22 protein-coding genes and 1 other RNA gene are annotated in these 24882 nt (G+C 65.4%); 6 read left to right on the plus strand and 17 right to left on the minus strand.

The window, feature by feature from the left end; genetic code table 11:
• Positions 1-54: 54 nt before the first annotated feature.
• The gene (gene def, locus AC1KVG_RS03695; RefSeq protein ID WP_180314169.1) at positions 55-570 is read right to left on the minus strand and encodes a peptide deformylase; all 516 of its coding nucleotides are present in this window, start codon (positions 568-570) and stop codon (positions 55-57) included.
• Between the two features lie 610 nt (positions 571-1180).
• Here def and AC1KVG_RS03700 point away from each other — a divergent pair.
• Both AC1KVG_RS03700 and AC1KVG_RS03705 read left to right on the plus strand, forming a co-directional pair.
• The gene (locus AC1KVG_RS03700; protein ID WP_481093539.1) at positions 1181-1594 is read left to right on the plus strand and encodes a post-PEP-CTERM-1 domain-containing protein; all 414 of its coding nucleotides are present in this window, start codon (positions 1181-1183) and stop codon (positions 1592-1594) included.
• Positions 1587-3245: a PA domain-containing protein gene (locus AC1KVG_RS03705; RefSeq protein WP_183086891.1), complete on the plus strand. Its 1659-nt coding sequence runs from the start codon at positions 1587-1589 to the stop codon at positions 3243-3245. The genes AC1KVG_RS03700 and AC1KVG_RS03705 overlap by 8 nt, the downstream gene beginning before the upstream one ends.
• 61 nt (positions 3246-3306) lie before the next feature.
• On the opposite strand, the gene pncB is transcribed toward AC1KVG_RS03705, so the two are convergent.
• The 6 genes from pncB to AC1KVG_RS03735 form a co-directional block, all read right to left on the minus strand.
• Positions 3307-4488, minus strand: a complete 1182-nt coding sequence (gene pncB / locus AC1KVG_RS03710) for a nicotinate phosphoribosyltransferase (RefSeq protein ID WP_006452555.1) — start codon at positions 4486-4488, stop codon at positions 3307-3309.
• Between the two features lie 171 nt (positions 4489-4659).
• Positions 4660-5628, minus strand: coding sequence for a glycoside hydrolase family 113 (locus tag AC1KVG_RS03715; RefSeq protein WP_115039760.1), 969 nt, complete (start codon positions 5626-5628; stop codon positions 4660-4662).
• Complete coding sequence (locus AC1KVG_RS03720) at positions 5610-6911, minus strand: hypothetical protein (protein ID WP_481093624.1); 1302 nt, start codon at positions 6909-6911, stop codon at positions 5610-5612. The genes AC1KVG_RS03715 and AC1KVG_RS03720 overlap by 19 nt, the downstream gene beginning before the upstream one ends.
• Before the next feature lie 49 nt (positions 6912-6960).
• Complete coding sequence (locus tag AC1KVG_RS03725; protein ID WP_233381197.1) at positions 6961-8868, minus strand: glycosyltransferase family 2 protein; 1908 nt, start codon at positions 8866-8868, stop codon at positions 6961-6963.
• Between the two features lie 12 nt (positions 8869-8880).
• Positions 8881-9912 carry a hypothetical protein gene (locus AC1KVG_RS03730; protein ID WP_481093540.1) on the minus strand — a complete coding sequence of 344 codons (1032 nt, stop codon included), beginning with the start codon at positions 9910-9912 and terminating at the stop codon, positions 8881-8883.
• Between the two features lie 129 nt (positions 9913-10041).
• Positions 10042-10881 carry a glycosyltransferase family 2 protein gene (locus AC1KVG_RS03735; RefSeq protein WP_481093541.1) on the minus strand — a complete coding sequence of 280 codons (840 nt, stop codon included), beginning with the start codon at positions 10879-10881 and terminating at the stop codon, positions 10042-10044.
• 401 nt (positions 10882-11282) lie between these two features.
• On the opposite strand from AC1KVG_RS03735, the gene AC1KVG_RS03740 reads away from it, so the two are divergent.
• The 4 genes from AC1KVG_RS03740 to AC1KVG_RS03755 all read left to right on the plus strand — a co-directional run bounded on the left by AC1KVG_RS03740 (position 11283) and on the right by AC1KVG_RS03755 (position 16286).
• Positions 11283-12440 carry a phosphotransferase enzyme family protein gene (locus AC1KVG_RS03740; RefSeq protein ID WP_481093542.1) on the plus strand — a complete coding sequence of 386 codons (1158 nt, stop codon included), beginning with the start codon at positions 11283-11285 and terminating at the stop codon, positions 12438-12440.
• 32 nt (positions 12441-12472) lie between these two features.
• On the plus strand, positions 12473-14641 hold the full coding sequence (locus AC1KVG_RS03745) for a TonB-dependent receptor (protein ID WP_481093543.1): 2169 nt from the start codon (positions 12473-12475) through the stop codon (positions 14639-14641).
• A gap of 235 nt (positions 14642-14876) precedes the next feature.
• Positions 14877-15452 (plus strand): nicotinamide riboside transporter PnuC, encoded by a 576-nt coding sequence (gene pnuC, locus AC1KVG_RS03750; protein ID WP_481093544.1) that lies wholly within the window; start codon positions 14877-14879, stop codon positions 15450-15452.
• Between the two features lie 105 nt (positions 15453-15557).
• A complete protein-coding gene (locus AC1KVG_RS03755) occupies positions 15558-16286 on the plus strand; it encodes a UTRA domain-containing protein (protein ID WP_006450725.1) in 729 nt (242 codons plus the stop codon).
• Positions 16287-16674: 388 nt separating this feature from the next.
• Here AC1KVG_RS03755 and AC1KVG_RS03760 read toward each other — a convergent pair.
• The 10 genes from AC1KVG_RS03760 to xpsH form a co-directional block, all read right to left on the minus strand.
• A non-coding RNA gene (locus AC1KVG_RS03760) (sX9 sRNA) lies at positions 16675-16766 on the minus strand.
• A 59-nt stretch (positions 16767-16825) separates the two neighbouring features.
• The gene (locus AC1KVG_RS03765) at positions 16826-17665 is read right to left on the minus strand and encodes a glycosyltransferase family 2 protein (protein WP_481093545.1); all 840 of its coding nucleotides are present in this window, start codon (positions 17663-17665) and stop codon (positions 16826-16828) included.
• Positions 17662-19956 carry a type II secretion system secretin GspD gene (gene gspD, locus AC1KVG_RS03770; RefSeq protein ID WP_481093546.1) on the minus strand — a complete coding sequence of 765 codons (2295 nt, stop codon included), beginning with the start codon at positions 19954-19956 and terminating at the stop codon, positions 17662-17664. The genes AC1KVG_RS03765 and gspD overlap by 4 nt, the downstream gene beginning before the upstream one ends.
• Complete coding sequence (gene xpsN, locus AC1KVG_RS03775) at positions 19953-20735, minus strand: type II secretion system protein XpsN (RefSeq protein ID WP_168957120.1); 783 nt, start codon at positions 20733-20735, stop codon at positions 19953-19955. Before xpsN ends, gspD begins: the two co-directional genes overlap by 4 nt.
• Positions 20725-21378, minus strand: a complete 654-nt coding sequence (gspM, locus tag AC1KVG_RS03780) for a type II secretion system protein GspM (RefSeq protein WP_016901906.1) — start codon at positions 21376-21378, stop codon at positions 20725-20727. Before gspM ends, xpsN begins: the two co-directional genes overlap by 11 nt.
• Entirely contained in the window at positions 21362-22483 is a 1122-nt protein-coding gene (locus AC1KVG_RS03785) for a PilN domain-containing protein (RefSeq protein WP_481093547.1), read from the minus strand. The genes gspM and AC1KVG_RS03785 overlap by 17 nt, the downstream gene beginning before the upstream one ends.
• A complete protein-coding gene (locus AC1KVG_RS03790) occupies positions 22480-23331 on the minus strand; it encodes a type II secretion system minor pseudopilin (protein WP_104549260.1) in 852 nt (283 codons plus the stop codon). Before AC1KVG_RS03790 ends, AC1KVG_RS03785 begins: the two co-directional genes overlap by 4 nt.
• Entirely contained in the window at positions 23328-23963 is a 636-nt protein-coding gene (locus tag AC1KVG_RS03795) for a type II secretion system protein J (RefSeq protein WP_481093548.1), read from the minus strand. The genes AC1KVG_RS03790 and AC1KVG_RS03795 overlap by 4 nt, the downstream gene beginning before the upstream one ends.
• Entirely contained in the window at positions 23960-24376 is a 417-nt protein-coding gene (gene xpsI, locus AC1KVG_RS03800; RefSeq protein ID WP_023902634.1) for a type II secretion system protein XpsI, read from the minus strand. Before xpsI ends, AC1KVG_RS03795 begins: the two co-directional genes overlap by 4 nt.
• Positions 24373-24882, minus strand: coding sequence for a type II secretion system protein XpsH (xpsH, locus tag AC1KVG_RS03805; protein WP_119131815.1), 510 nt, complete (start codon positions 24880-24882; stop codon positions 24373-24375). The genes xpsI and xpsH overlap by 4 nt, the downstream gene beginning before the upstream one ends.

A 24882-nucleotide genomic window follows, 5' to 3' on the forward strand; every position in this document is an offset into this window, starting at 1 on the left:
GTATCGCGTCGACGAACCGCGTCGTCGAGGATGAAGCGCACGTTGGTCGCTGCGTCACAGCTCGTAAGACAGCACGTCTTCGAAGCCAAAGGTGTCGAAGTTTTCGATGCGCGAGGGATACAGGCGGCCGACCAGGTGATCGTATTCGTGCTGCACCACGCGCGCGTGGAAACCTTCGGCCTCGCGTTCGATCGGGCTGCCATCCGGCGCAAAGCCGCGATAGCGAATGAAGCGATAGCGTGGAATCACCGCGCGCAATCCGGGAATGGACAGGCAGCCTTCCCAGCCGTTTTCCATCTCCTCCGACAGCGGTTCGATCTGCGCATTCGCCAATGCGGTGCGCGGCACCGTCGGCGCTTCGGGGTAACGCTCGCTGGCCTCGAAACCGAACACCATCAATTGCAGATCCACCGCGATCTGCGGTGCGGCCAGACCCACACCGCGCGCATCGTCCATGGTCTCGAACATATCGGCCACCAAGGTGTGCAACTCGGCGCTGCCCAGGTTGGTGACCGGTGGCGCCACGCGCAGCAGGCGTTTGTCGCCCATGCGGATAATCTCGCGAATCATCTAGCTGCTCCCGGAAAACGTGACGGGATTTTAGGACCTGTTCGGTAGGCGTAGGTGAGGTTCGGGATTGGGGATTGGGGATTGGCGGATTCGCAGCTGGGACATCGGATACCGCTGCGTTGGCACTTCGCGTTTTGATCTCAGTTGGCTGCCCGGCTCGGTTTCCTTCTCCGGCAGAGACGGGCTTCGCTCGTACCCTCATCCGCCCCTTCGGGGCACCTTCTCCCGATGGGAGAAGGAATCAGCTGTCGGAGCCTTGGCCTGCTGCCGGAGTGAAGGAGACAGCGTTGTCGATGCGAGGCGTTGCACGGACCAAAGCCGGCTTGCTGTTCATCAGCCGCACACCAGCCGCCCAGCACTCGGTTCGCGTCAAAAATCCGACCAATCCGGGCCCGGCCGCTGCTGAGTTATCCAAAAAATATCCCATGGCAAGCGACTGACTGACTGTTTCAGGTCACCGCTTCGCATTCAGTGGCTTGCATGTCAAAAGATTGACACAAGTCACGGATTCATGATTCAGTCATGAACAGACTGAAACGGAAGGATCCCCCGAATGCCGGTGTCTGCACGGCATCCCTTTTCCCCTGTTGGACTCAAGGAAACCCCAACGATGATGAGCTTTCGCAAGCCCGGATGGATGCTGTCCGGCGTGTTGTGTGTTGTCTGCCTGCCGGCCCTGGCCGTCGCGCAGGAGGCCGCAACCAGCAGTTCCAAGGTCGGTATCGACCTCGCCACCGGCAAGCTGCGCCCGCTGACCGACGCCGAGAGCGCGGCGCTGGATCAGCAGGCTGCGTCGTCGGCCCGCAGCAGTGCTGCCCGCACCACGGTTCCGCAGACCGAAGCCGCCGCGCGCGCAACCGAGCGACGCCTGCCCAACGGCACCGTGGCGCGCAAACTGCCGGCCACGCAGATGAGTTCGCTGGCCGCGACCCGTCAGGCCGATGGCCGCATCGTCATCGAACACAGCGACGACGCCGACACCCAACCCGCCCACGCCGAGCACGGAGCGCTGCCGCATGAATAAGCCCTTGTTGCTGTTGTCTCTGGCCGTGGCTGCCGCCATCGCGCCGCTGCACGCAAGCGCCGCCAACGTCACGCTGATCAATGGCGATGCCGGCACCAGCGTCGGCTTGAACGATCCCACCACCGCAGCGCCACTGGGTGGCAATCCCGGGCGCTCGGTGGGCGAACAGCGCCGCATCGCCTACCAGTACGCCATGGACCTGTGGGGTGCAGTGCTGCAGAGCAATGTCGAGATCAAGGTGTATGCCTCGTTCGCGCGGCTGACCTGTACCGCCACCGGCGGCACGCTGGGTCAGGCCGGCCCGAACTGGATCGTCAACGATTTCCCCGGTTCCAAGCCCAATACGCTGTATCCGTCCGCGTTGGGCGATGCGATCGCCGGGCAGGATCTGGTGCCCGATCCGAACGATCCGGCCGACGTGTTTTCGCAATTCAACGGCGACCTGGGCAAGGAAGATTGCCTGGCCGGCTCGGGCTGGTACCTGGGTCTGGACGGCAAGACGCCCGAAGGCCAGATCAACTTCCTCAACGTGGTGATGCATGAGATCGGCCACGGCCTGGGAGCGGCGGGCTTCCTCAACAAGACCACCGGTGTGCTCGGCTCGGGCACCGGCCTGACCGACGTCTACACCGCGCAAGCCTACGACAACGTGCAGAACAAGCGGTTCGACGACCCGACCATGACCAACGCGCTGCGTGCAGAAGCGATGCGCACACCGGGTCGTACGGTGTGGGCCGGCACGCGCGTCAACCGCGAGGCGGCGTTGATCCTGGATCCGCGCACCTTGCTGCGGGTGACCGCACCGGCCAGCGCAGCCGGCAAGTACGAGGTGGGCTTTGCCAGCTTCGGGCCGCTGGCCAGCGCGGCCAATTTCCCGGCCAAGTCGGTGGTGACGGTCAACGATGGCGTGGCGGCACCGTCGGCCGGCGATGGCTGCGAGACGCCGTTCGCCAATGCGGCCGCTGTGGCCGGCAAGGTGGCGCTGATCGACCGTGGCACCTGCGCGTTCGCGATCAAGGTCAAGAATGCCCAGCTCAACGGCGCGGTGGGCGTGATCGTCGCCAACAACGCGGCGGGCGTGCAGACGATGGGCAATGCCGCGCCGCCGATCACCGACATCACCATCCCGGCGATCATGGTGTCGCAGGCCGATGGTGCGCGTCTGAAGAGCAGCACCGCAGTGGTCGCGGCGTTGTACGAAGATCCCGAGCTGTTGCAGGGCACCGACAGCGAAGGCCGTACACGCTTGTACGCACCCAGCGTGGTGGCCGGCGGTTCGACGTTCTCGCACTTCGATACCGATCTGCAGCCGAACGCGTTGATGGAACCGTTCGACACACCGGAAGTGCAGGCGCAGCTCAACATCGACCTGACCCCGGCGATGTTTGCCGATATCGGGTGGACCTTGAACCGCGGGCTGGCCAAGCTCGGTAGCTGCAACACGCTGGTGCCGACGCTGGAGACCGGCGGGTTGATTCCCGGCGCGAACATCTCCGCCGAAAGCAGCCTGTGCAAGACCCAGAACGCCGGCAACCGTCTCGGTTACCTGACCTGCATGGACGAGCACGCGCGCGAATTGCAGAACCAGGGCGCCATCAGCCGCGTGCAACAGGCGTCGGTGTTCGTCTGCGCCACCAAGGTGCGTCCGTAATCAGCAAGAGTCACTGCATGTGATGCGAGCGGCGCCGAAAGGCGCCGTTCGTTTATCTGCATCACGCTGATTCCGGTACCGGCGGCAGACCGAACACATCGCGCAGATAGCGCAGGTAGCCGGGATCGTCGCACATGCTCTTGCCGGGCGAATCGCTGAGCTTTGCCACCGGCTGGCCATTGCAGCGGACCATCTTGATCACGATCTGCAGCGGCGTCGGCCCCAGGTCGTTGGTGAGGCTGGTGCCCACGCCGAACGCCAGCCGGCAGCGGGTATGGAAGTGCGCGTACAGCCGCATCACCTTGTCGATGTTGAGGCCATCGCTGAACACCAGCACTTTGGTCGCAGGGTCGATGCGGTGCGCCTGGAAGTGCGCAATGACCCGCTCGCCCCAGTCGAACGGGTCGCCCGAATCATGCCGCATGCCGTCGAATAACTTGCAGAAATACAGGTCGAAATCGCGCAGAAACGCATCCAGCCCGACCACATCGGACAACGCGATACCCAGATCACCACGATACTCGCGCGCCCACGATTCCAGCGCCGCCACCTGCGAATCGCGCAGCCGCGGCCCCAGCGCCTGGAAGGCCTGCAGATACTCGTGCGCCATCGTGCCCAGCGGGGTCAGGCCGTAATGCTTGGCGAAATAGACGTTGCTGGTGCCGACGAACTGTTCGCCCAGGCCGTCGCGCAGCAACGGCAGCAACTCGCCATGCCACTGCTGCGAATAGCGGCGACGGGTACCGTAGTCGGCGATCTTGCAGCCGGCGGGCATGCTGCGCAGGCTGCTCACCTTCTCGCGCAGGCGGCTGCGGCCTTGCTCGAAATCCGGCTCGGAGGTATTGCGGAACCACACCTCGTTGATGATCGCCAGCAACGGCACTTCGAACAGGATGGTGTGCAGCCACGGGCCACGGATGGTCAGCTCGATCTCGCCCGGATGGGTGGTCGAGGCCGACAGCTGCAGATACTTGCGATCCAGATGAAACAGCGCCAGGAAGTCGGCAAAATCCGGCTTGATGAAGCGCAGGCTGCGCAGGTAGGCCACTTCATCCTCGCGTAGCCGCAACCGGCACAACGCATCGATCTCGCGTGAGATCTCCTCGATGAATTGCGCCAGATCCACACCGGGCGTGCGGCACTTGAAGCGGTAGTCGACCTGCGCGGCCGGGTGTTGATGCAGCACCGCCTGCATCATGGTGAATTTATACAGGTCGGTGTCGAGCAGCGAGTGGATGATCATGCCGCCGGATTATGCCCGTAGCGGCGATCGCGCTGCGTGCAAGCCAATTCGATGCCCTGGGCGCCGCCGCGCTGCAAGGCAGCGCAGCGGCAGTGCGCTGGGCGATCTACTTCGGCGATACCTAGGCAATGGCGCTCGGCACTGTCCCTGGACGATGCCAAGCGCAATCGCTCAGCGCGCCAGCACCTGCTGCGCCGGCTTGCCCTGCACGGTGAAGTCGCTATCGCCCGGCCCGCCGGCCTTGGGATCGGTGTACCAGCACCACAGCGCGATGCCTTCCACGCCATGCGCCTGCAGCACCTTGCGCCACTGCTGTAACACCTGCAGTTGCAGCCGCGTATCGACCGCGGCGGCGCGTTGTTCCGGGCTTTCCCAGGGCGCGGCCAGGCTGCCGCGTGCAGAACGCAGGCCCAACTCGGCCACCCACACCGGTTTGCCCACGCGTTGTCCCAGCTGCTGCAGGCGCTGCGCAGCGGCGTTCATCTCTGCCGTGCGCGTGGCGGCCGCTTCGGACAGCCGTGGATACAGGCTGGTGCCCACCGCATCGAACAACGCCCAGTAGCGGAAGCTCTCGGCATGCTCCATGCCGTCGGCCACGTACAACACTTTGCCGCGATAGACCTTGCGCACTTCCGCCACCAGGCCGGGCCACTGCGGCGCGTCCTGCAGCTTGCGCAGTTCGGTGCCGATCACCAGCGCTTCGGCGTGTTCGTCTTCGGCCAGTCTGGCCAACGGCAACAGCGCGTTCTGATACGCGGCAAACCAGGCCGCCTGATCGGTGGGCTCGGTATCGCCCGCCCAATGACCGGGAATCCACACGTGCACCTTGAGCGTGGTTTGCAACCCGGCGCGGTGGCTTTGGCGCAATGCGGCGCGCATGGCTTCCACACTGCTGTCGCTGCCGAGTACCGGGTCGTTCGACTGCGGATTGGCCTGCCACACAAACGCCACCAGCAGCGCCTTGCTGGCACCGGTCTTGGCCAGTGCATCCAGCGACTGCGCCGCAGACGCGCTCTCCCACGGCGCATTGGCCGACACCTTGACGTTGGCGCCCATCCACGTCGATGCGTCCGCGTTGCATCCGGTTGCCAGCATGCACACGCCGGCCAACAACACGCTGCTTAGAACGCGTTTGAACATGCGGCAGAGGCCTCGCTGGTCAACGGTGTCGTAGGATGCGCGCACTCCGTTGCACCCAGAGTTGCCGTGCGCTTGCCCGGCTGCACGACCGTGTCCGTCGCAGCGCCGGACGACGCGTCATCGGCAGCAACAGGCGTTGCCGCAGTGGCATCGACCCTCGCCATGGCGGCATCTGCCCGCTGCACCACAGCGGCATTCGCTGCTGCAGGCGCCACTGTGCGACTCACCGGTAGCGACACCGGCGCGGCCATCACCAGCGCCTCGCCCTGCAACAGCGACTGCGCATCGGCAGGCGCTGCACGCAGCCAGCTACCCCAGCCCTGCGGCTGCACCCACGCCGCACCGACCAGGCCAAGCAACAACAAGCCGGCCGCCTGGCTGCGCTGATCGGCACGCAGCGCGCGCAACAACAACGCCGCCGGCACCCACAGCAGCAACAAGGCATCGAAGCCGGCCCAGCCGAAGGCGAACGCCAACGCCGCCGCACAGACCACCGTGCCGGCACTGGCCACCACGCCGCGCGTGAGCGCGCCACTACGGCTGCGTGCCAGCAACGCCAGGACCGGGAAGCACACCGCCGCCGCCACGCCCCAACGCACGGCCGGCAACCAGCCTTCTGCATGCTCCGCCAAGGGCAACGGCAGTGGATGCGCACCTTGCGCGATGCTGGACAGCGTCGGCCACGGCGCGTTGAACACGGTCAGATTGACGTAGGCCCACATGCCCACCAGAAACGCGAACGGCAGATAGCACACCAGATAGAACGAGCCCGGCGCCTTGCGCAGCATCTGCGGCGGCATCACCAGCAGCAGCCACGGCGCCACCATCGTCGACAGTGCCAGGGTCTGCAGATCCAGGCACAGCAGGATGCACAACCAACCGGCGATACGCAGGTAAGTGAAGGCCTCAACCGGCGTCTGCAAGCGCCGCAGGGTGCGGCACAAGCCATAGAACGCGAGCAGGCCCACCGCCTGGCTACCACCTGCGGCGATCGGCAGCAGGAACAGCGGGTTGCAACCCACCAGTAGCGTCAGCCCGCTGGCCCAGCCGCGTCCGAACACGCCGGCCAGATCGCGCCACAGCAGCGACAGGAACAGCGCATTGGCAGCCACCGCCACGAACGGCCACACCTGGAACGGCAGGTTCCAGCTGTGCAGCCCAAGATCGATCGCCCACGACAACAACCCGGTCGCCGGCAAGCCTGCACCCGGCGCCATTGCCGGTGCGGCCGTGCCCACCGACTGCACCAACAGCGGCTGGCTCAGCAGCGACAACGCCACCACGGCGACCAGAAACGCTGGTAGCCCGCTGTCGCGACGCGGTGTGACCGATTCACTCGTCGAGTGCGGCGCGACGCTCGTTTTCCGAATGCTTGCTGAGGCCATGAGTGGTCTTCTCCCAATAGAACGGATTGTGGATCAGCTGCCAGAGACCCTTGTAAGCGGCGATCGACTGCAACGCCCAATAGAACGGCACCGTCAGCGCGTAAGGCGCCAGCTTGAAGTAGTCGCGCTTGAACGCAGCCACCAGCGTGATGTAGATGAAAAACGCGTTGGCCAACAACAGATTGACCAGCGAGATGGTGGCCAGCCACGGCGGGAAGAAGCGCTCGAACGCGTTTGTTCCGGTGACCGCCCAGACCAGATACAAGGCCCACAACACCGGCACGCCCAGCGCGGTAAAGAAGCCGCCGCCGATGAAGAACTGAAAACCCCAGAAGCCCTTGAAACCGGTGCTGCGATACAGATGCACCGGGTCGCGCATGTGCACCAGCCAGGTCTGCATATAACCCTTGAGCCAGCGCGAACGCTGCCGGATCCAGTTGGGAATGCTGACGTTGGCTTCTTCGAACGTGGTGGAGTTCACCACGTTGACGCGATACCCGTTCTGGATCAGCCGCACGCCCAGATCGGCGTCTTCGGTGACGTTGTACGGATCCCATGCGCGCACCTGGCGCAACACATCCAGACGGAAGTGATTGGAGGTGCCGCCCAGCGGAATCGGGATGCGCAGATATTCCAGCGCCGGCAGGTAGAAGTCGAACCAGAGCGTGTACTCCAGCGTGAACATCCGCGTCAGCCAGTTCTCGTCGGCGTTGTAGTAGTTCAGCCGCGCCTGGATGCACACCACATCCTTTTCGGCCTTGCGGAATGCCGCCACCACACGCTTGAGCTGATCCGGCTCGGGCTTGTCTTCGGCATCGTAGATGGTGAGCAGCTCGCCACGCGCAAAATGCAGCGCGTAGTTGCAGGCCTTGGGTTTGGTCTTGGGCTGCGACGGCGGCACCCGGATGATTTCGAAGAACGCTTCCAGCCCGAGTTTCTTGGCCGCATCGATGGTGTCGAAGTCGTCTGCTTCCAGCACCAGCTTCACGTCGAGCTTGCTGATCGGATAATCCAGCTTGCGCAGCGCGTTGGCCAGAATCGGCAGCACTTCCGGTTCCTTGTACATCGGCACCAGCACGGTATAGACCGGCAGGTCGTCGTCGCGCAGCGCGGCCACTTCGTCCTCGGTGACCTTGATGTCGATGCGGTGGCGCGAGCCGAACCACACCAGCAGCAGCTTCAGTCCGAACGTCGCAAGGAACCCGAGCGCCACCAGCACGTTGACCGTGATCAACGCCGGCACCGGGAACAGCACCAGCGCCGTCACCAGCACCGCAGCGATCGCCCATAGCGTGAACTTCTGTCCGCGCGTCACCACCTGGCGTGCCGAATAGGTCGGCGCATGCGCGGCGAGCAGGTTCAGTGCGTTGTCGGTGAGCTGCTCGTCGGCGTAGCGCTGCAGGCTCCAGATGATGTCGAACTTGGCAGTACCGACAAACCGCACCTCTTCGCCGTAGTGCGCGCGCGCCCAGGCAAACAACGCCGGGTCGGGATCGGCCACGGCCAGCACCAGCACGCCGTCTTCGCGCCGCCACGGCAACAGCAGACGCTGCGCGTAGCTTTCCAGATCGCCGGGGGTGAGCAGGTCCGGATCCGGCGGCTGCTGCACCAGGTCGATGAACTCAAGACCGAAGTGCGCGGCGACGATGGCGTAGAACCGCTGCGCCGGCACACCGCGCTGGGCAAGGATCACATCGCCCAGACGCGAGTTCCAGCGTTGCTGCAAGGCCAGCGCCGAGCGCAGCTGTTCGTCGGTGATGACGCCTGCCGTGACCAGCGCGCGACCCAACAGACCGCGTTCGCGGCCGATGTCCGGTGCCCGTCCCAGCGCTTCCATTTCGCAGGTGACCGTCATTGTCATGTGTCCTTAGAACCGCCACCAGGCGGCCACGAATGGCCCGCCTGCAGCAGCGGTGTTGCGGCCCATCACCGGCTGCTGGTACCCCACCTGCCACTGGCTGCCACCGGGCGCGGTGTACAGCGTGGACAGCTGCAGCTTGGTGAGGTCGTAGTTGGTGCCAGTGGCGACGAAGCCGACGCCCCCAGCAGAGCCGGGGACGTCAAAGTTGTTGCGTCCGTTGCCCAGACCCTGGATCACGTTGACTTCGCCGAGGAGCAACCAGCTCGTGGTCAGGCTTAGGCCGGTGGACGCGTCCACCCGCACTTCGTCGGAAGCGGCACTGCCGCGCAAGCGCACCGCGCCGCCCAGATCGACATACCCGTTGCGGCCGCCCAGCGTGTAACCACGCCCACGGCTATAACGCAGCTCCAGGCCATAGTCGCCCAGGCCAAGCGCGGGATCGGAGTTTGCGTCGGGATTATTCGGGTGAAAGGTCTTACTACGGCCATACGCCGGGATGCTGACCAGCGCCTGCACCGAACTGCGCCAGACATCGTCCGGCGCGCTCGGCAGCGCGTAGCGCAGGCCGATTTCCTGATCGGCAAAACCGGTCGTGCTGGTGCGCGTACGGCCATCTCCGCCGTAGTTGCTGAAACCGACGTCGGTGAAATAGAAATTGCCGATGAAGCTGAGCTTGTCGGTCAACCCATGCTCGACGTAGACATTCAGCTGGTCCTGGCGGCTACGCCCGTTTCCATCGAATTGTTGGCCGTCACCGAATGTGGTGCGGTGATGGCTATCGTCGAACCAGCCACGGCCATCGCTATGCAGCGCCTTGACGATCACCAGCGTGTCGCCCTGCGGCTGGGTCCAGGCACCGGCCAACGCCGTGCCTGGCAACGCGGCCAGCGCACAGCCCAGCGCAAGCGCCGAGGCAGATGCCAGCGGCAAACGGCGGAGGTTGCGAGTGAGGCGCGGCTGTAAAGCAGCCGAGCCGGAGTGCGGCAAGGCGAGGCACGACTGACGTACCCGCAAGCGCGGGTCGTTCTGTAAAGACATTTGTACGATTCCTGATGGGGGACCCGGAAGGGACAGGAAGCTAGGGGTTGATCACACGTCTAGGCGAAACGTATCACAGTTTCGGCCTGCCGCCAGCACTGATTTATCACAAATTTAACACTAGCGAACTCATCTCTTTTGCAACAAACGCGGAACCTGCGCGGCGGCGTGGGTCCAGATGGCAAGCCAGACGCCGAGCCGGGTCGCAAGCCCGCGTTGACCGGCCTCGAACTTGCGGAAATAGCGCCACAACCCGCGGTGCTTATGCCATTCGACGAAGAACGGCCGCGCCCGGCTGGAGACGCCGCGCACGTGCACCACCTGCAGATCGTTGGCCACCGCGACCAGCGCACCGGCCTGGCGCGCGCGCCGGCACAGGTCCAGATCTTCGGCGTGCAGGCGGTAATCACCATCCCAGCCGTCGAGTCGGTCGAACAGGCTGCGTTGCATCAGCATCAAGGCCCCGGAAATGGCGTCCACGGGCTGCAAGGCCAGCGCCGGGTCGGCCGGCACCGCCAGCTGGGCGGCGGCGCGCGGTGCACGCAGCATCGCGGCAAAGTCCGGATCGCGGCGGCGCACTGCGGTATCCGGCTGCCCCTGTTCGTCCACCTGCTCCACGCCCAACAGCACCGCCGGGTGCCCGGCCGCGCGTGCGCGCAGCTGCACCAGGGTGTCGGGTTCGACCATCAGGTCCGGGTTGATGAAGACCAGCCAGGGCGCCTGCGAGTCGCGGGCGCCTTGATTGCAGGCGGTCGCAAAGCCGGGGTTGTCGGGATTGGCGATGAAATGCACCCGCGCATCGGCCAGCGCATGCCGCTGCACGACCTCCAGGGTGTCGTCGCTGGACGCGTTGTCGACCACCCGGATTTCGCTGATGCCCTCGGCCGCGCGCAACCGCGACAGGCAGGCATCGATGGTGCTGCTGCTCTGATAGGTAACGACAACGGCGGCGATCTGGACAGGTGTCATCCGGCAATTATCCCGTGCCAAGGCCGCGCAGCGCCATTGCCATCTCCATCGCCGTCGTCGCTGCCGCCGCTGCCGCCGCTCCTGCAAGGCCGGCATGACGGCCGCCTGCGTGAGCAGGCATACTGCGCGCCCGAATGCCGCCAGGCGGTTTTCGGTAGCGCCGCCTGCGGCGTACCCCCTACACCTGATCCATGAGATGACGGCCAGCGACCTTTCGGTGTTGCGCTGCCTTATCAATCCATGCGTCGCGACCGCCTGATGGCGTGCGCGATGCAACGACGGCCTGGCAGCGCCGTCTGTGTCGTTGCTGGCGTGCGCGCCGGGTCTGGTGCATCGGCTTCGCTCTTTTGGTCTATACCACTGACGCTTCCTGTCAGCGCTCTCTTGCCGAGCGTGTGCCCATGAGCACCGAGCATCAGGTGCATGGCATGAGCCTGGAATTGGCGCTGCCGGACTGGCCGATGCTGACCGCCGACGAGATCCATCGCGTGTTGCAGCGTTTGTCCGGCCATGCCGGTGGCGAGGTGATCCGCTGGCACAGCGCGCGCCCCTTTTCCGCTGCTGCATGCGTGGACACCGCAACCGGCACGCTGATCGTCAAGCGTCACCACTGCCGCGTGCGCACGGTCGCTGCGCTGCGCGAGGAACACGTCTTCATGGCGCATCTGCGCTGGGCCGGCGCGCCGGTGGTCGAGGTGCTGCACGATGCGCAGGGCCGCACCGCATTGACGCAAGGCGATTGGGTCTACGAAGTGCAACGCGTCGGCGCCGGGGACGATCTGTACCGCGATGCGTTGTCGTGGACCGCGTTTCACAGCGACCAGCATGCGTTTGCAGCCGGTGCTGCCTTGGCACGCCTGCATCTGGCAGCACAGGGATTCGACGCGCCGCCGCGCGACACCAGCGTACTGGTCGCCAACTTCAGCGTGTTTGCGCAGGCAGACCCGATCCAGGCATTGGAACAGGCACTGTTGTCGCGTCCTGGCCTGGCCGCCGATTTTCAACAGCGGCCGTGGCGCAGCGATCTGGTCGCACATCTACTGCCCTGGCACGCACAGGCATGGCCGTTGTTGTCGGCACCGGGGGCGATGCCGCCGCTGTGGACGCATGGCGACTGGCATGCCTCCAACCTGTTGTGGCGCACGCAGGACGGGGACACCGAGGTCAGCGCGGTGTTCGACTTTGGTCTGTGCGATCGCAGTTTTGCTTTATTCGATCTGGCCACCACGATCGAACGCAATCTGATTCCGTGGCTGAATCTGGACAACGGGCAGCGCGCGCAACCGCAGCTGGACCAACTCGACGCACTGCTGGACGGGTACGCCCAGCACTGCCCGCTGGACACTGCGCAACTGCGCCTGCTCGCCACCTTGCTGCCGATCGTGCACGCCGATTTCGCCTTGAGCGAGATCGAATACTTCGCCGGCATCACCCGCTCGGCCGGCAACGCCGACATCGCCTATCACCGTTATCTGCTTGGCCACGCAGACTGGTTTGCCAGTGCCGATGGTCAGCGTCTGATCGAACACCTGCACGCACGTGCGCGCCGTTTGCCATGAGCGTTTTTCTTTCTTCTTTTCGAGTCTTGCGCATGCCTGTGTCTCCCACCACCCTGCTCTCTCGCTGCCCGCTCGCGCTTGCACTGGCGCTGTGCATCGCCACACCGGCGTTGGCGCAGCAGCAACCCGACGACGCAGCGGTCGAACTGGACGCAATCAACGTGCGTGGCGAGCGAGCCGATGCAAACACTGCATTGACCGGATTCGGTGCCACGCGCCTGCTGGATGCACCGGCCTCGATCGCGGTGTTCGATCGCCAGCAATTGCTCGATCGTCAGGCACGCGTGCTCAGCGAGGTCTTGCGCGCCGATGCCTCCGCAGGCGATGCGTATGCGCCGATTGGCTACTACGAAAACTTCGTGGTGCGTGGCTATTCGCTCAACGCGGCCAACAGTTACCGCATCAACGGCCTGAGCGCGGTGGGCGAGCAATCCATTGCGCTGGAAAACAAACAGCAGGTGCAGTTGCTCAAAGGCCTGGCCGGGCTGCAATCCGGTCTCAACGAACCGGCCGGCTTGATCGACTACCGCACCAAGCGGCCCGAGCATGTGCGCAGCGTGACCCTGGGCACCGACGAGCAGGGCTCGCGCTATGTCGCCGCCGATCTGGGCGACTGGTTCGGTGCCGAGCGCACGCTGGGTGTGCGCGTCAATGCCGCACGCGAAGACATCAACAGTTATGTCGACCATGCCGATGGCTACCGCAATTTCCTCTCGCTGGCCGGCGACTGGAAGATCAGCCCGCAATCGCTGCTGCAACTGGATGTGGAATACCAGCATCGGCAACAGCGCTCGGTGCCCGGCTATCAGCTACTCGGTGGCACGCAGGTGCCGCGCGACATCGATGTGCATCGCCTGCTCGGCTACCAGCCGTGGGCGCGGCCGGTGGAGATGGATTCGCTCAATGCGCAGCTGCGTTACGCCTACCAATTCAACGACAACTGGCGCGCGACTGCCGAGGCGTCGCGCAGCCGCTCGGTGATCAACGATTTCTCCGCGTTTGCCTGGGGCTGTTATGGCGCGGCCAGCTGCGCCGACATCGTCACGCCCAACTTCTTCAGCGCGCAGGGCGAGTACGACGTTTACGACTACCGCAGCCCCGACGACACCCGCGTGCACGATCAGGTGCGCGCCACATTGGAAGGCCATGTGGTCACCGGCATGCTGGATCACCGTCTGAGCATCGGTGGCGATTGGTTACGCCGCACCATCGACCGTTTCGGCTCGGTCAACGAATTCGTCGGCAGCGGCAGCATCGACCGCGACCCGGAGGTGTTTGCACAAACCGACGTGGCACTGGACCCGAAGCAACGCCGTCTGGATAGCCGTCAACGTGCCCTGGTGCTGGCAGACCGGATTGGCTTCGGTTCGCAATGGGAGCTGTCGCTGGGCGCGCGTTATGTGCGCCTGGACGAGCGCGCGTTCGATCGCAACGGGCTGCTGGAACGGCGCACGCGCAAGGACGCAGTGCTGCCGCAGGCGGCGCTGCTGTTCAAGCCGCAGCAGCAGGTGTCGTTGTATGCCAGCTACGCCAAGAGCCTGGCAGCCGGCGGCACCGCACCATGGTTTGCCGACAACGCCGATGAAATCCTGCCGCCCACCAACGCCTATCAGCTGGAAACCGGCGCGAAGATCGAGCTCGATGGCCTGCGTCTTGGCGCGGCACTGTTCGACATCCGCCAGGCCTACCAGTTCACCCAACCGCAGGCCGACGGTGGCCTGCTCTACGTGCAACAAGGCCGCCTGCACAATCGCGGCCTGGAGCTGTCGGCCGATGGCGCGGCCACCGAACAACTCCGCATCTTCGCCAGCGTTGCGGCGATCCGCTCACGTGCAGAAGACACCGACATTGCCGAGTACGAAGGCCATCAGGCGATCAACGTGCCCAAGCTGCGCGCCAGCGTGCAGGCCGACTACAGCGTGCCCGGTGTCGATGGTTTGGCGCTGCTGGCAGGCGTGCAATACAGCGGGCGCAAGTTCGCCGATCGCCTCGGTAATGCCAGCGTGCCGGCCTACACGGTGGCCAATCTGGGCGCACGCTACGCCACTGCACTGGGTGGCTTGGCAACGACCTGGCGCTTGAACGTGGACAACGTGTTCGACAAGCGCTACTGGCGCGATAGCGGTGAATACCAGGGCGATGCGTATCTGTTTCCCGGCGCGCCGCGCACTGCGCGATTGACGGTGCAGGTGGATTTTTAAAAAAGTGCTCCCCCATCCGCCCTGCGGGCGGCTTGCTCCGCAGGCGCGGGAAGAGAACAGCATCGGCGTTGTTGGTTTGGGTCTTTCTCTGGCGACATGCGGGCAGCTGTGATCTGACCCTGGTGTGCACTGCAGCTGCGATTCGCGCAGTGAACGACCTCCACCGGCTGCACGCACTGTCGCATTCGCATCTTCCGCCCTTGCCGCCACTGATCCACTTTCCATCAGGCTTTGCATGTCGCTGCTCGAATCCATCGCCGTCGTCATCAACCTGCTCGGCGTCTGGCTGACCGCGCGGCGCATTCGCTGGTGCTGGCCGGTGGGCATCGTGGCGGTGGCGCTGTACGCCTGGCTGTTCTATCAGTGGAAGCTGTACTCGGACATGCTGCTGCAAGGCGTCTACGTGCTGACCCAGCTGTACGGTTGGTGGCACTGGCAGCGCGGAACCGCCGCAGACACACGCATCCGTCCGTTACCGATGCCGCACGCGGAGCTGTGGGTGTCGCTAGGCATCGGCGCACTGTTTGCCGCAGCGCTCGGCGCCTACATGCATCACCGCACCGATGCTGTGCTGCCGTGGCTGGATGCGGCGCTGGCCAGCTTCAGCCTGGTGGCCAGCGTGTGGGCCGCGCGCAAACGCATCGCCAACTGGGTGCTGTGGATCGTGCTCGATTGCATTTACGTGGGCGTGTTCGTCAGCAAAGCGCTATACCCCACTGCCCTGCTCTACGCCGGTTTCGTGCTGCTGGCGGTGTATGGATGGCGTAGCTGGAACACCCAACAGAAACAGAACCCGGCAGGCATCGACTGAGCCACGTGCGGTTTGTGGGCGCGTTCTTCTTTACCATCGCAACATGCATCTCTTTCATCACACTGCCTTGCACATGCGCTGCACCCGTCATCGGTGGATCGCCGCATGAGCGTGTCGCGCCAATACGCCATCACCGAAATCATTTCCGCGCAGATCGCCGCCGGCGAATGGGGCCCGGACCAGCGCCTGCCGGTGGAGCGTGAGCTTGCCGAGCGCTTCGCCTGCACCCGCATCACCTTGCGCGAGGCCTTGCAGCAGCTGGAAGCCGAAGGCCGCATTTACCGCGAAAACCGCCGCGGCTGGTTCGTCAGCGCACCGCGCGTGCGCTACGACCCCACCAGCATCGCCGGTTTCATGCAGTACGTGGCCGCGCAAGGGCGCAAGCCACGCACCGAGCTGCTGAGTGCCACCCGGCAGGCAGCCGGTGCCGCGTTCGCTGCGGCATTGCGGTTGGAAACAGCGTACGAAGAGGTCTTTGTGCTGCAACGCCGGCGCTGGATCGACCGCCGCGCGGTATTGCTGGAAACCAACGTGGTGCTGGCCGCGTGGGCGCCTGGTTTGCTGGAACATGATCTGGCCGGTTCGCTGTCCAGCGTGTTCAACCAGAAACTGGGCCTATTTTTGAGCCGCGCGCACGTCTCGATGCACCCGGCCGGGCTGGATGCCACGCAAGCCATGTTGCTGCAATCCACCACCGGCACACCGTGCTTCCGGCTGCAGCGGGTCAGCTTTGCCGAAGACGGCCGCGCGGTGGAGCTGGATATCGAATCCTGGCGCCACGACGCACTGGACGTGGTGGTGCGCACCGAGGCGCCGACGCGCTCGGCTTCTTAAGAGCGGCTAACAAAACGTACGTCATGCCAGTCTACTGCAGAGCGGCTGATCTGCGGCTTGGCTGCAGGGTCCTTGCCCGCCCACCCTCGCAGGACACGCCGCAAGTACGTCCGTGTAGGCTCTTACGCGGCATCCATGCCGCGTAAGGTCCCGCGACGGTGGGCGGGCAAGGACCAGTGGAGATGGTCGGTGTGCATGTTTTCAACAAAGCAGCCGACTAACTTTCTGGTGCGGTGTCCTCGCCGCTTGCGGGACCGTGTGGCGGCATGGATGCCGCCACCGAGCCTCCACGGACGGATTCACGGCGTGTCCCGCGAGCGGCGAGGGCACCGCGCCCTCGACCCACTCAGCGTTTGATCTGGACTTCCGACCGAATCCACCAGGATGCGGCCGACAACACCACTGCACTCACCACACGGCGAGCAGTCGTCAGCTTGCAGGGGACAGCGCTCAAGGAACCGCACTGTACGCGTGGTACATGCCGCACCGAATACCGGCTGCGCCCGCCTAGCGGTGAGCATGCTGCTTTGGCAGCTGCTCTACGCGTCAAATAGCCTGCGTTGTGGATCCGGCGGCGGTAGATCGGCCAGCAATTGTGCGAGTTGATCGCGCTGTGCACGCAACGGATCGTGCATCAGGAAGTTGGCCAGGCGTGCGTGCCAGGCCGGCCAGCGGGTGGCCAGTGCATCCATGTCGCCATCGGCCGGGCGGCCTTCGTGCGGCGAGGCGACGAAGGCGGTTTCGCACAGGACATTGCGCCATCCCAGCCCGCCCACGCGCAGGCTCAGATCCACCAGTGCGGCGTACCACGAGCCGTAACTGCTGGCATCCAGACCGCCGGCCTTGCGCCGCGCACTGCCGCGCAGCAGTACCGCGTGGCCGGTGGCCGAGGGCAGTTCCGGGTGCAGCGGTGGCATTGCGGCGCAGGCGGCGGCAAGCCGGTCCGGCGCGGCGGGCATGGGGTTGAGTTCGCCCAGTCGCGGCCAGCCGCAGGCTTCGCCCACATTGCTCCAGGGCGTGGCGGTGGCAATCGCCGCATCGCGCGCAAAGCAGGCGTTGAGCTGATTCAGCCACCCCGGCAACGGGCAGGCATCCACACCCAGCACCACCACATCGGCATCGCCGCAGCCGCTGAGCATTTCGTCCAGATGGGCCACCTCGCCGAGCATGCGCTGACGACGGGTGTGATGCGCCTGCAGGTGTGTGCGCGCCAACCAGTGTGCGATCACCGCGCGGCCGCGCGGGCCGGCCTGCGCGTCGTCAGCCAGCCACACCCGCGCGCCGGCGGGCGTGGCGGCATCCAGTGCACCCAGACAGGCATCCAGGGCCTCGTCGTCGGTGCCGACCGGCACCAGCACGACGGGCAGAACCGCACTCACTGCGGCTTCTGGCTAGGTTTCAGCGGCTCCATGGCCTTGAACTTCTGACCGTATTCGTCGGTGAGATTGCGCGCTTCCTGCGGGTTGCGCACGATCGACGGGGTGATCAGCACGATGACTTCGCGGCGTGTGTTGTTCTTGCCCTTGGTCCCGAACAACCCACCGACGACCGGAAGCCTGCTCAGGAACGGTACGCCGTCGCTTGTATCGGTCGTGCTGTCGTCGATCAAACCGGCAAGCATCATGGTGTCGCCACTTTGTACCGCAGCTTCGGTTTTGACCCGACGCGTATTGATATCGACGTTGCAAGCCGCGCTATTGACTGTCGTGGTGGTAGCAGCAGTACACGCTGCCGGACGCGAGCCGGGGGTGCTAATTTCCTGCACGATGTCCAGGAACACCATGCCGTCTTTGGTGACACGCGGACGCACCTTCAGGATCACACCGGTATCGATGTACTGCACCGATGAGAAGCTGCTGTCGCTGCCCAGCCCCGTGTTGATCGATGTGGAATTGATCGGGATACGGGAGCCGACGTTGAGCGTGGCTTCGGCATTGTTGCGGACGAAAACCGATGGAGTCTGTAGCAGGCGCACGTTGGTGACACGATCAAGCGCACTGATGACCGCAGCGGCATTCTTTCCAAGAAATGTCCAGCCAAGACCATTGTTAGTGACCGTCCCTGCTATGTCGCCCCAGATGTTACGGCCCGCTGCCGGTGGCAGACCTGCACCTCCGGTCGCTGTGGCAGCACTCACCGCGTTTTCGAAATACCAATTGACGCCGTAGCTGAGGTCGCCGGTCAAATTCACCTCAGCCACCTGCGCTTCGATATGTACCTGCATCGGCATCACGTCGAGCTTTTCGATGACGTCGCGGATCGAGGTCCATGCCTGCGGTGTGGAGCGCACCAGCAAGGTATTGGTTTCGGCTACCGCCGAGACACCGACCTTGTCGCCGGACACCTCCAGCGTCACCGCACCATTGCCGTTGCTGCGCGGCGACAACTGCAAGCTGCCATTGCCCAGGCCACCACTGCTGCTGCCACTGCCACTGCTGCCGCCGAAGCTGCTGCCGGAGGAGCTGCCATCGTTGCTTTCGCCGATGCTGCCGCCGGTGGTGCCGGAGCTGCCACCCATGCTGCTGTCGCGATTGCCGGCCACGCCGCCGAGTACGCTGGTTTCCGAACCCGGGGCCAGCGATGCATTCGAGTCACTGCCATTGCCACGCCCGCCGCCAAACACTTCCGACAGGCGGTCGGCCAGGTCCTTGGCCTTGATGTATTTCAACTCGTACGAAAACAATCGCACGCCGCCGCCGGCGCTGTCGATGCGGTCCAGCCACTGCTGGATCTGGTCCAGATAGCGCGGCTGCGGGGTGATCACCAGCACCGCGTTGGCGTTTTCCAGCGGCATGAAGCGGAACATGCCGGCGCTGGGCGTCTTGCTCTGTTCGCCGAAGACTTTTTCCAGATCGGCGGAGACTTTTTCGGCCTTGCCGGACTGGATCGGGAACACGCCCACCGACATGCCCGACAGCCAATCCACGTCGAAGATCTGCACGGTGCGCAGATAGTTTTCCAACTCGGCGCGAGTACCGCCCAGGGTGATCACATTGCGCGAATTATCGGTGCCGACGATGGCGTTGGGCCGTGCGTACGGCTCCAACACCTTTTTCATTTCGCTGGCGGAGATGAACTTCAACGGCACCACGCGCACCTCGAAACCGCGCGCGGACGACGGCGATGCGGTGCTGGGTGCGACGGTGCCGGCGAGTGCCTGGTCGGCCGGCACGATGTTGTAGCGGCCACCGTTGAACACCATGCGCGCGTTGTTCCAGCCCAGCACCATTTCCAGCAGGTTCAAGGCTTGCGCCGGCGAGACCGGGTTGGGCGTGGCCAGGGTCACGGTGCCTTGCACGCCCGGGGCAATGACGTAGTTCTGGCCGAGCATGTCGCCCAGGATCGCCTTGACCACCGCCTGCACCGATTCGCCTTCGAAATTGAAGGTGGCGCTGCCGCTGCTGGCCATGCCCAGCGTGGGCGACGGCGCGGCGGCCGCGCTCTGGTTGATCATGCTGCCGCTGCCGCGACGGATCACCGGCACCGGCTTGGCGCTGGTGTTGCCGTCGGCGGCTTGCTCGGCGCTAGTCTGGGTGGCGCCGGCAGCGCCGACTTGCGGATCCAGGCGCGCGTCGCGGCGTACGTCCGGCGGCGGAGTGGTGGCACAACCGGCCAACAGGCCAATCAGCAGGGACACGGGGAACAGGCGCGGCGTCATGCGTTCACTCATTGGGTCTGACCGGGGGTTGAGCCGCTCTGGCGCTGCTGTTGCAGCTGGCGGCGTCGGGCTTCGATGCGTTCGCGGATGGCACGCATCTGATCGTCGGAGGGACGTGGGGCTTCCTGGGCACCGTCGCTGCGTTGCGGCGGCACCGTCGGCGGTGCCTGCCCGCCGGGCTGCTGGGCAGGCGTGGCAGGCTGGGGCTGCGGCGGCTGCACCGCGGCGGCGTCGGGCGATGGTAACGGTGGCGTGGCGCCGGGTGCAGCCGGCGCGCCGGCATTGGCGGTGGGCGGCTGCCCGCCCTGGCCGTTGAACACCTGCAGTTCCAGGGTCTGGGTGCCGCCCGGGCCTTCTATGGTGGCGCTGCGCGGCTGCAGTGCGAGCAGGCGCCAGCCCTTGACCGCATCGCCGCCGAGTTTGACCCGCACCGAATCATGCGGGTCCAGGGTCAGCGTGGCCATCTTGAAGTTGTCCGTCAGCAGCACGCCGGTCAGCCGCACCGTTGATGCGGCGCCGCTGCCGTCGTTGCCGGACAGGAAGAAAGGATGCGGCAGGCGATCTTCGGCGAAGGCCGGATGCGCGGCGATTTCCGAATATTTCTCGAACGCGCCCAGCCGCTCCGGCGCCGGTGCCGGCAGGGTGGGCAGGCGCTGCACCAGCGCCGGGTCGTCGGGCAGCAGCTCCACCCGCTTGCCCAGGCCGGCCACCGCCAGCACGCACACCAGCAGCGCCCAGCCGACCACGGTGGCCAGCAGCCAGGTGCGCAGCCCGATCAGGTCAAGGCGCATTGCTGGCCTCCGCGGCGTCTGGGGCGGCGGGTGCAGCGTCGGTATTCAACGGCGCTGCACTGGCGCCCGGGCGCAGATAACCGGCCAGTTCGAAGGCGATATCCAGGCCGTTGCCGCTTTCGTTGGGCGAGAGTTGGTAGCGCTGCGCCATCACGTTGAGGTTGTCCACGAACAGGCGCGGCGTGCCGTTTTCCAGGCTGTACAGCACCGAGGCCAGTTCCGGGGTGCCGCAACGCAGGCGCACCTGCACCGCGACGCGGGTGAAGCGGTCCTTGCTCTCCGGCTGCAACGGCGAGCGGTTGCTGATGGCGCAGCTGCGGTTGCCGGGGCTGGCTTCCACCACCGCGCGTTCCAGCCGCTGCACCAACCCGGCCGAGGCCAGTTCGGCAGACGTTTCCGGCAAGAAGCCGGGGCGGCTTTCCAAGGTCTGGCGCGCCTGACGCAACCGTTTGCTCACTTCCGGCGCCTGCTGCAATTGCACGCGCACGCGCAGCTCGCGCTCGCGCAGCGCTTGCAGGTCGTCCTGCACCGCGATCATCGGCTGGGTGAACCACGGGTGCACCAGCACCAGATAGGCCACGCCGATCACCAGCAGCAACAGGCCCAAAGCGATCCAGCGATCGCGCTTAACGCTGCGTGGCATCGGCCGCCTCCTTGGCATCGGGGCCGGCCAGCTCGGCGGTGATGGTGAAGCGGTCCACATTACGACCGGCATCGCTCTGCAGCACGCCAGTCAGCGAGGGCGTGCGCCACAGCGGCGAGCCTTCCAGACGACGCACCAGCGAGGACGCTTCGTTGCTCAATCCGATCAACTGCAATTGCCCGCCTTCGACCGAGAATTTTTCCAGATAGGTGCCGCCGGGAAGACGCCGGCTCAGCTCGTCCCAGATTTCCACCGAGGTGGGGCGGGTGGCGCGTTGCTGCTGGAAGAAGGTGGCACCTTCGACCAGATCCAGCAATTGCTGGCGTTCGGCAGCGACCTGGCGCGCACGTGCGGCGTTGGCCTGCACCTTGGCACGCAAGTCGTCGGCGGCCTGGCGGCGGTTGTCGAGCAGCAGCCAACCGGCCACTGCCAATAGCACCAGTGCGGCGGCGGTGAGCAACAGATTCCAGCGCTGCATCGGGTCGCTGCGGCGCAGGCGACGCGCCGGCGGCAGCAGGTTCACGCCTAACGGCAGGCCATGCGCATCGGTCACATCGATGCCGGACAACGCGCTACTCCATGCGTCGGGCACACCGTCCGGGCCATCAATCATGCGGCGCGGCACCACCACCAGTTCAGCATCGAGCTGGCCGTCTTCGCGCACATCGAGCACGCGCGCGTCGAAATACACCTGGTCGGCGGTGAACGGGGTTTGCCGATCGATTTCAAAACGCGCCACATCCTGCAAACGCGCGGCGGCGGCGGCAGGCAGGCGCAACGGACGACGCAAGGCGTGCGCGGCCGGCAGCAACCAATGCCGCGGCAAGCCCTCCAGTGCGGTGGGCAGCAGAGCATTGACTTCCTGCGGCTGCACCGGCCACGGCAGGCTGGCGATGGTCTCGCTGCTGTGGTCGCGCTGGCGCAGCAGTTGCAGCGCGTCGCCGTCCGGTTGCAACAACAGGCGTGCCTGCGACAGACCCAACTGCCATTGCCAGCGCTGCGGCAACCAGGCCAGCAACGATTGCTGCCACCAACGCCAGAAGCCTCCGGCTCCCGGCATGGCGCGTACGCCGATACGACCCAAGGTATCCCGCCATGCGGTCATTGCACTGCTGCTCCCTCTTCCCAACGCAACACGGTATAGGCCGACCCAGGTAATGCGGACGCACTGATGGACACGACCGCCCGCAATACGGCCTCGCGTCCCTGACTCAGTCGCGCCCGGCTCTCGATACTATAAGTGTCAGAGCCACCGAGCGTCGCCTCGCTGCCCGGCAAACCCGGCGGCGCATCACGCTGGGCCAGCAATTGCCGCGCATCCAGACCCATCGCGGTCAACACCGGGCCGGGCGCAAAACGCGCTTCAGGCCGCGAACGGCCGCTGTACAGCGTGAGGTTGGGCAACAGCTTGCGATACAGCTCGCCATCCATGCCCAGCACCAGGCGCAACTCGCCCAGCGTTTCGAACGGGCCGTCTTTTGCGCCGTACGGCAACCCGGCATCGGCGTAATCGCGATCTTCTGCGCCGCCGCCCGGCTGGCTCAACGAGTCGCCATCACGCCAATCGACGATGGCGCCGGCAATGCGCGCATCGCGGCCCTGCTCGCCACCGACTGCGCGCACCAATCCCGCCAGCAATGCAGGCTCGGCCATATTCAAATCCACCTTGCCGCTTTCGTCGGTAATGCGGATCTCCACCGTGGCATCGTCCATCTGCCAACGGTAGCGCCGGCCGTCTGCGCGCCAGCGCGCCTGCGTGTCGGTACTTTGCAAGCGAAACAATGCGTATTCCAGGCCGGAGCGTGCATATTCCTGCGCCTGCGCGCCGTTGCGCAGCATGCTGCCCTGCAGTGCTTCCACCCGCGCGGTCAGCGCGAATGCGCCGATCATCGCGGTGAGCAAGGCGATCAACCACAACACCAGCACCAGCGCGGCACCGCGCATGCGGCTCATTGCCCCGCTCCCGGGTTGCTGGACTGCGGCAACGCCACCACCAACGGCGGCCACGCGGCATTGCCACTGCGGATCTCGATGCGCACCAGCAGCGGCAGCCGGTCGTGCCATTCCCATTGCGGCAACCACGCGCTAAGGCGGCCGCTTTGCGGATCCATGCCACGATACCGAAAGCTCACCTGCTGCACGCCTTCGGCGAGTGTTTCCGGCGGAAGCGTGGTGCCCTCTTCGATCGACTTGCCCGACTGCAGCATGGTCAATGCAATCAACAGATTGCGCTGCTCGCCATCGCCGGCCACCGACAGATCATGCAGATACGGCCCGCCACGGCCCAGATAATCCGGTACATCTGCGGCAAAACGCATGCGCTGCGGCTCGCCGATGAATAACATCGGTTGCTGGCTTTGCGGGTCGATGCCCATCGCGATCGGCAAGGCCGCCGCCAGCCGGCGGCGCAGGAATTCTTCCACCGCGCGCACGCGCTCGCTGCGCTGGGCGATCGCTTCGCCGCGCTGACTCACCGCACTGGCCGAGCGCAGGGTGGCGAACGCCAATGCCAGCCCGCCCACCAGCAACATCGTGGCCAGCAGCACTTCGATCAGGGTGAAACCGGCGCTGCGCGAACGGCTCATGGGGCGCTGCCTGGCTGCGCCGCAGCGACCAACCGCAAGGTGCGCCATTGCAGCACCTGATTGGGCTGCTCGCCCCAACGCACCACCAGGGTCAGTTGCAGCAGCGTGTGCGCGCCGGGGGACACCGGCGCCTGCGGATTGCGCCGCGGTTCGTCATACGGGCGCACATCCATCGACCAGCGAAAATGCCCGTCTTCGAAGCTGCCTTGTTGCTGCTCGGGCACCAACGGTTTGTCCATGCCCTGCGCGGCCAGCAACGATTGCGCATGCAGCGTGGCGCGCGTGCTTTCGTCGGCCGCGCGCACCTGACGCGCAGCGCCGGACAGCGATCCCAGCAACAGACTCAACGCCAATGCCAGCAGCGCAAAGGCGACGATCACCTCGATCAACGTGTAACCGCGCTGGCGCTTCATGGCGCCGGCGTCCGCAATTGGCCGGAGCGCACTTCGCCGGTGATCCAGCCCACGTCCACACGCCAGGTGGCGTCCTTGACGCGCAGGTCGATGCGCCCGCCGGTAGAGGCGCCATCCGGGAAGAACTGGATGGCGCCCTGATCCTGCCGCGACTGCACCTGCCGCGCGCCGGTAAAACGCACCTCCAGCGACGCCGGCAGATCGCCGTGATGGCCGCCGGGCGCTTCCCAACGGCGCTGCTGCGGGTCGATCAGAAAGCGCTGCGGCGTGCCGGTGGCGATTGCCTGGGTGCGTGTATAGCGCAGCTGCGAGGCGATCGCCTTGCCGGCGGTGCGCAGGCGCATGCCGTCTATCCCGCCGTTGAGCGCGGCAGCGGCGAGCACGCCGGCCATCGCGATCAGGGCGATCACCAGCAGCATTTCCAGCAACGAACTGCCACGCGTGCGTGTACGACCAGGGCCGACCACTCCATGCGGATGACGCAACGGCTGACACGCAACGCGCAT

The organism is Xanthomonas sp. NCPPB 3959 (genome assembly GCF_056675575.1).

Bases quoted from the DNA above. Each gene is read 5' to 3' on its own strand.
- def (WP_180314169.1), bottom strand. From the start codon at position 570: ATGATTCGCGAGATTATCCGCATGGGCGACAAACGCCTGCTGCGCGTG.
- AC1KVG_RS03700 (WP_481093539.1), top strand. From the start codon at position 1,181: ATGATGAGCTTTCGCAAGCCCGGATGGATGCTGTCCGGCGTGTTGTGT.
- AC1KVG_RS03705 (WP_183086891.1), top strand. From the start codon at position 1,587: ATGAATAAGCCCTTGTTGCTGTTGTCTCTGGCCGTGGCTGCCGCCATC.
- pncB (WP_006452555.1), bottom strand. From the start codon at position 4,488: ATGATCATCCACTCGCTGCTCGACACCGACCTGTATAAATTCACCATG.
- AC1KVG_RS03715 (WP_115039760.1), bottom strand. From the start codon at position 5,628: ATGTTCAAACGCGTTCTAAGCAGCGTGTTGTTGGCCGGCGTGTGCATG.
- AC1KVG_RS03725 (WP_233381197.1), bottom strand. From the start codon at position 8,868: ATGACGGTCACCTGCGAAATGGAAGCGCTGGGACGGGCACCGGACATC.
- AC1KVG_RS03730 (WP_481093540.1), bottom strand. From the start codon at position 9,912: ATGTCTTTACAGAACGACCCGCGCTTGCGGGTACGTCAGTCGTGCCTC.
- AC1KVG_RS03735 (WP_481093541.1), bottom strand. From the start codon at position 10,881: ATGACACCTGTCCAGATCGCCGCCGTTGTCGTTACCTATCAGAGCAGC.
- AC1KVG_RS03740 (WP_481093542.1), top strand. From the start codon at position 11,283: ATGAGCACCGAGCATCAGGTGCATGGCATGAGCCTGGAATTGGCGCTG.
- AC1KVG_RS03745 (WP_481093543.1), top strand. From the start codon at position 12,473: ATGCCTGTGTCTCCCACCACCCTGCTCTCTCGCTGCCCGCTCGCGCTT.
- pnuC (WP_481093544.1), top strand. From the start codon at position 14,877: ATGTCGCTGCTCGAATCCATCGCCGTCGTCATCAACCTGCTCGGCGTC.
- AC1KVG_RS03755 (WP_006450725.1), top strand. From the start codon at position 15,558: ATGAGCGTGTCGCGCCAATACGCCATCACCGAAATCATTTCCGCGCAG.
- gspD (WP_481093546.1), bottom strand. From the start codon at position 19,956: ATGAGTGAACGCATGACGCCGCGCCTGTTCCCCGTGTCCCTGCTGATT.
- xpsN (WP_168957120.1), bottom strand. From the start codon at position 20,735: ATGCGCCTTGACCTGATCGGGCTGCGCACCTGGCTGCTGGCCACCGTG.
- gspM (WP_016901906.1), bottom strand. From the start codon at position 21,378: ATGCCACGCAGCGTTAAGCGCGATCGCTGGATCGCTTTGGGCCTGTTG.
- AC1KVG_RS03785 (WP_481093547.1), bottom strand. From the start codon at position 22,483: ATGACCGCATGGCGGGATACCTTGGGTCGTATCGGCGTACGCGCCATG.
- AC1KVG_RS03790 (WP_104549260.1), bottom strand. From the start codon at position 23,331: ATGAGCCGCATGCGCGGTGCCGCGCTGGTGCTGGTGTTGTGGTTGATC.
- AC1KVG_RS03795 (WP_481093548.1), bottom strand. From the start codon at position 23,963: ATGAGCCGTTCGCGCAGCGCCGGTTTCACCCTGATCGAAGTGCTGCTG.
- xpsI (WP_023902634.1), bottom strand. From the start codon at position 24,376: ATGAAGCGCCAGCGCGGTTACACGTTGATCGAGGTGATCGTCGCCTTT.
- xpsH (WP_119131815.1), bottom strand. From the start codon at position 24,882: ATGCGCGTTGCGTGTCAGCCGTTGCGTCATCCGCATGGAGTGGTCGGC.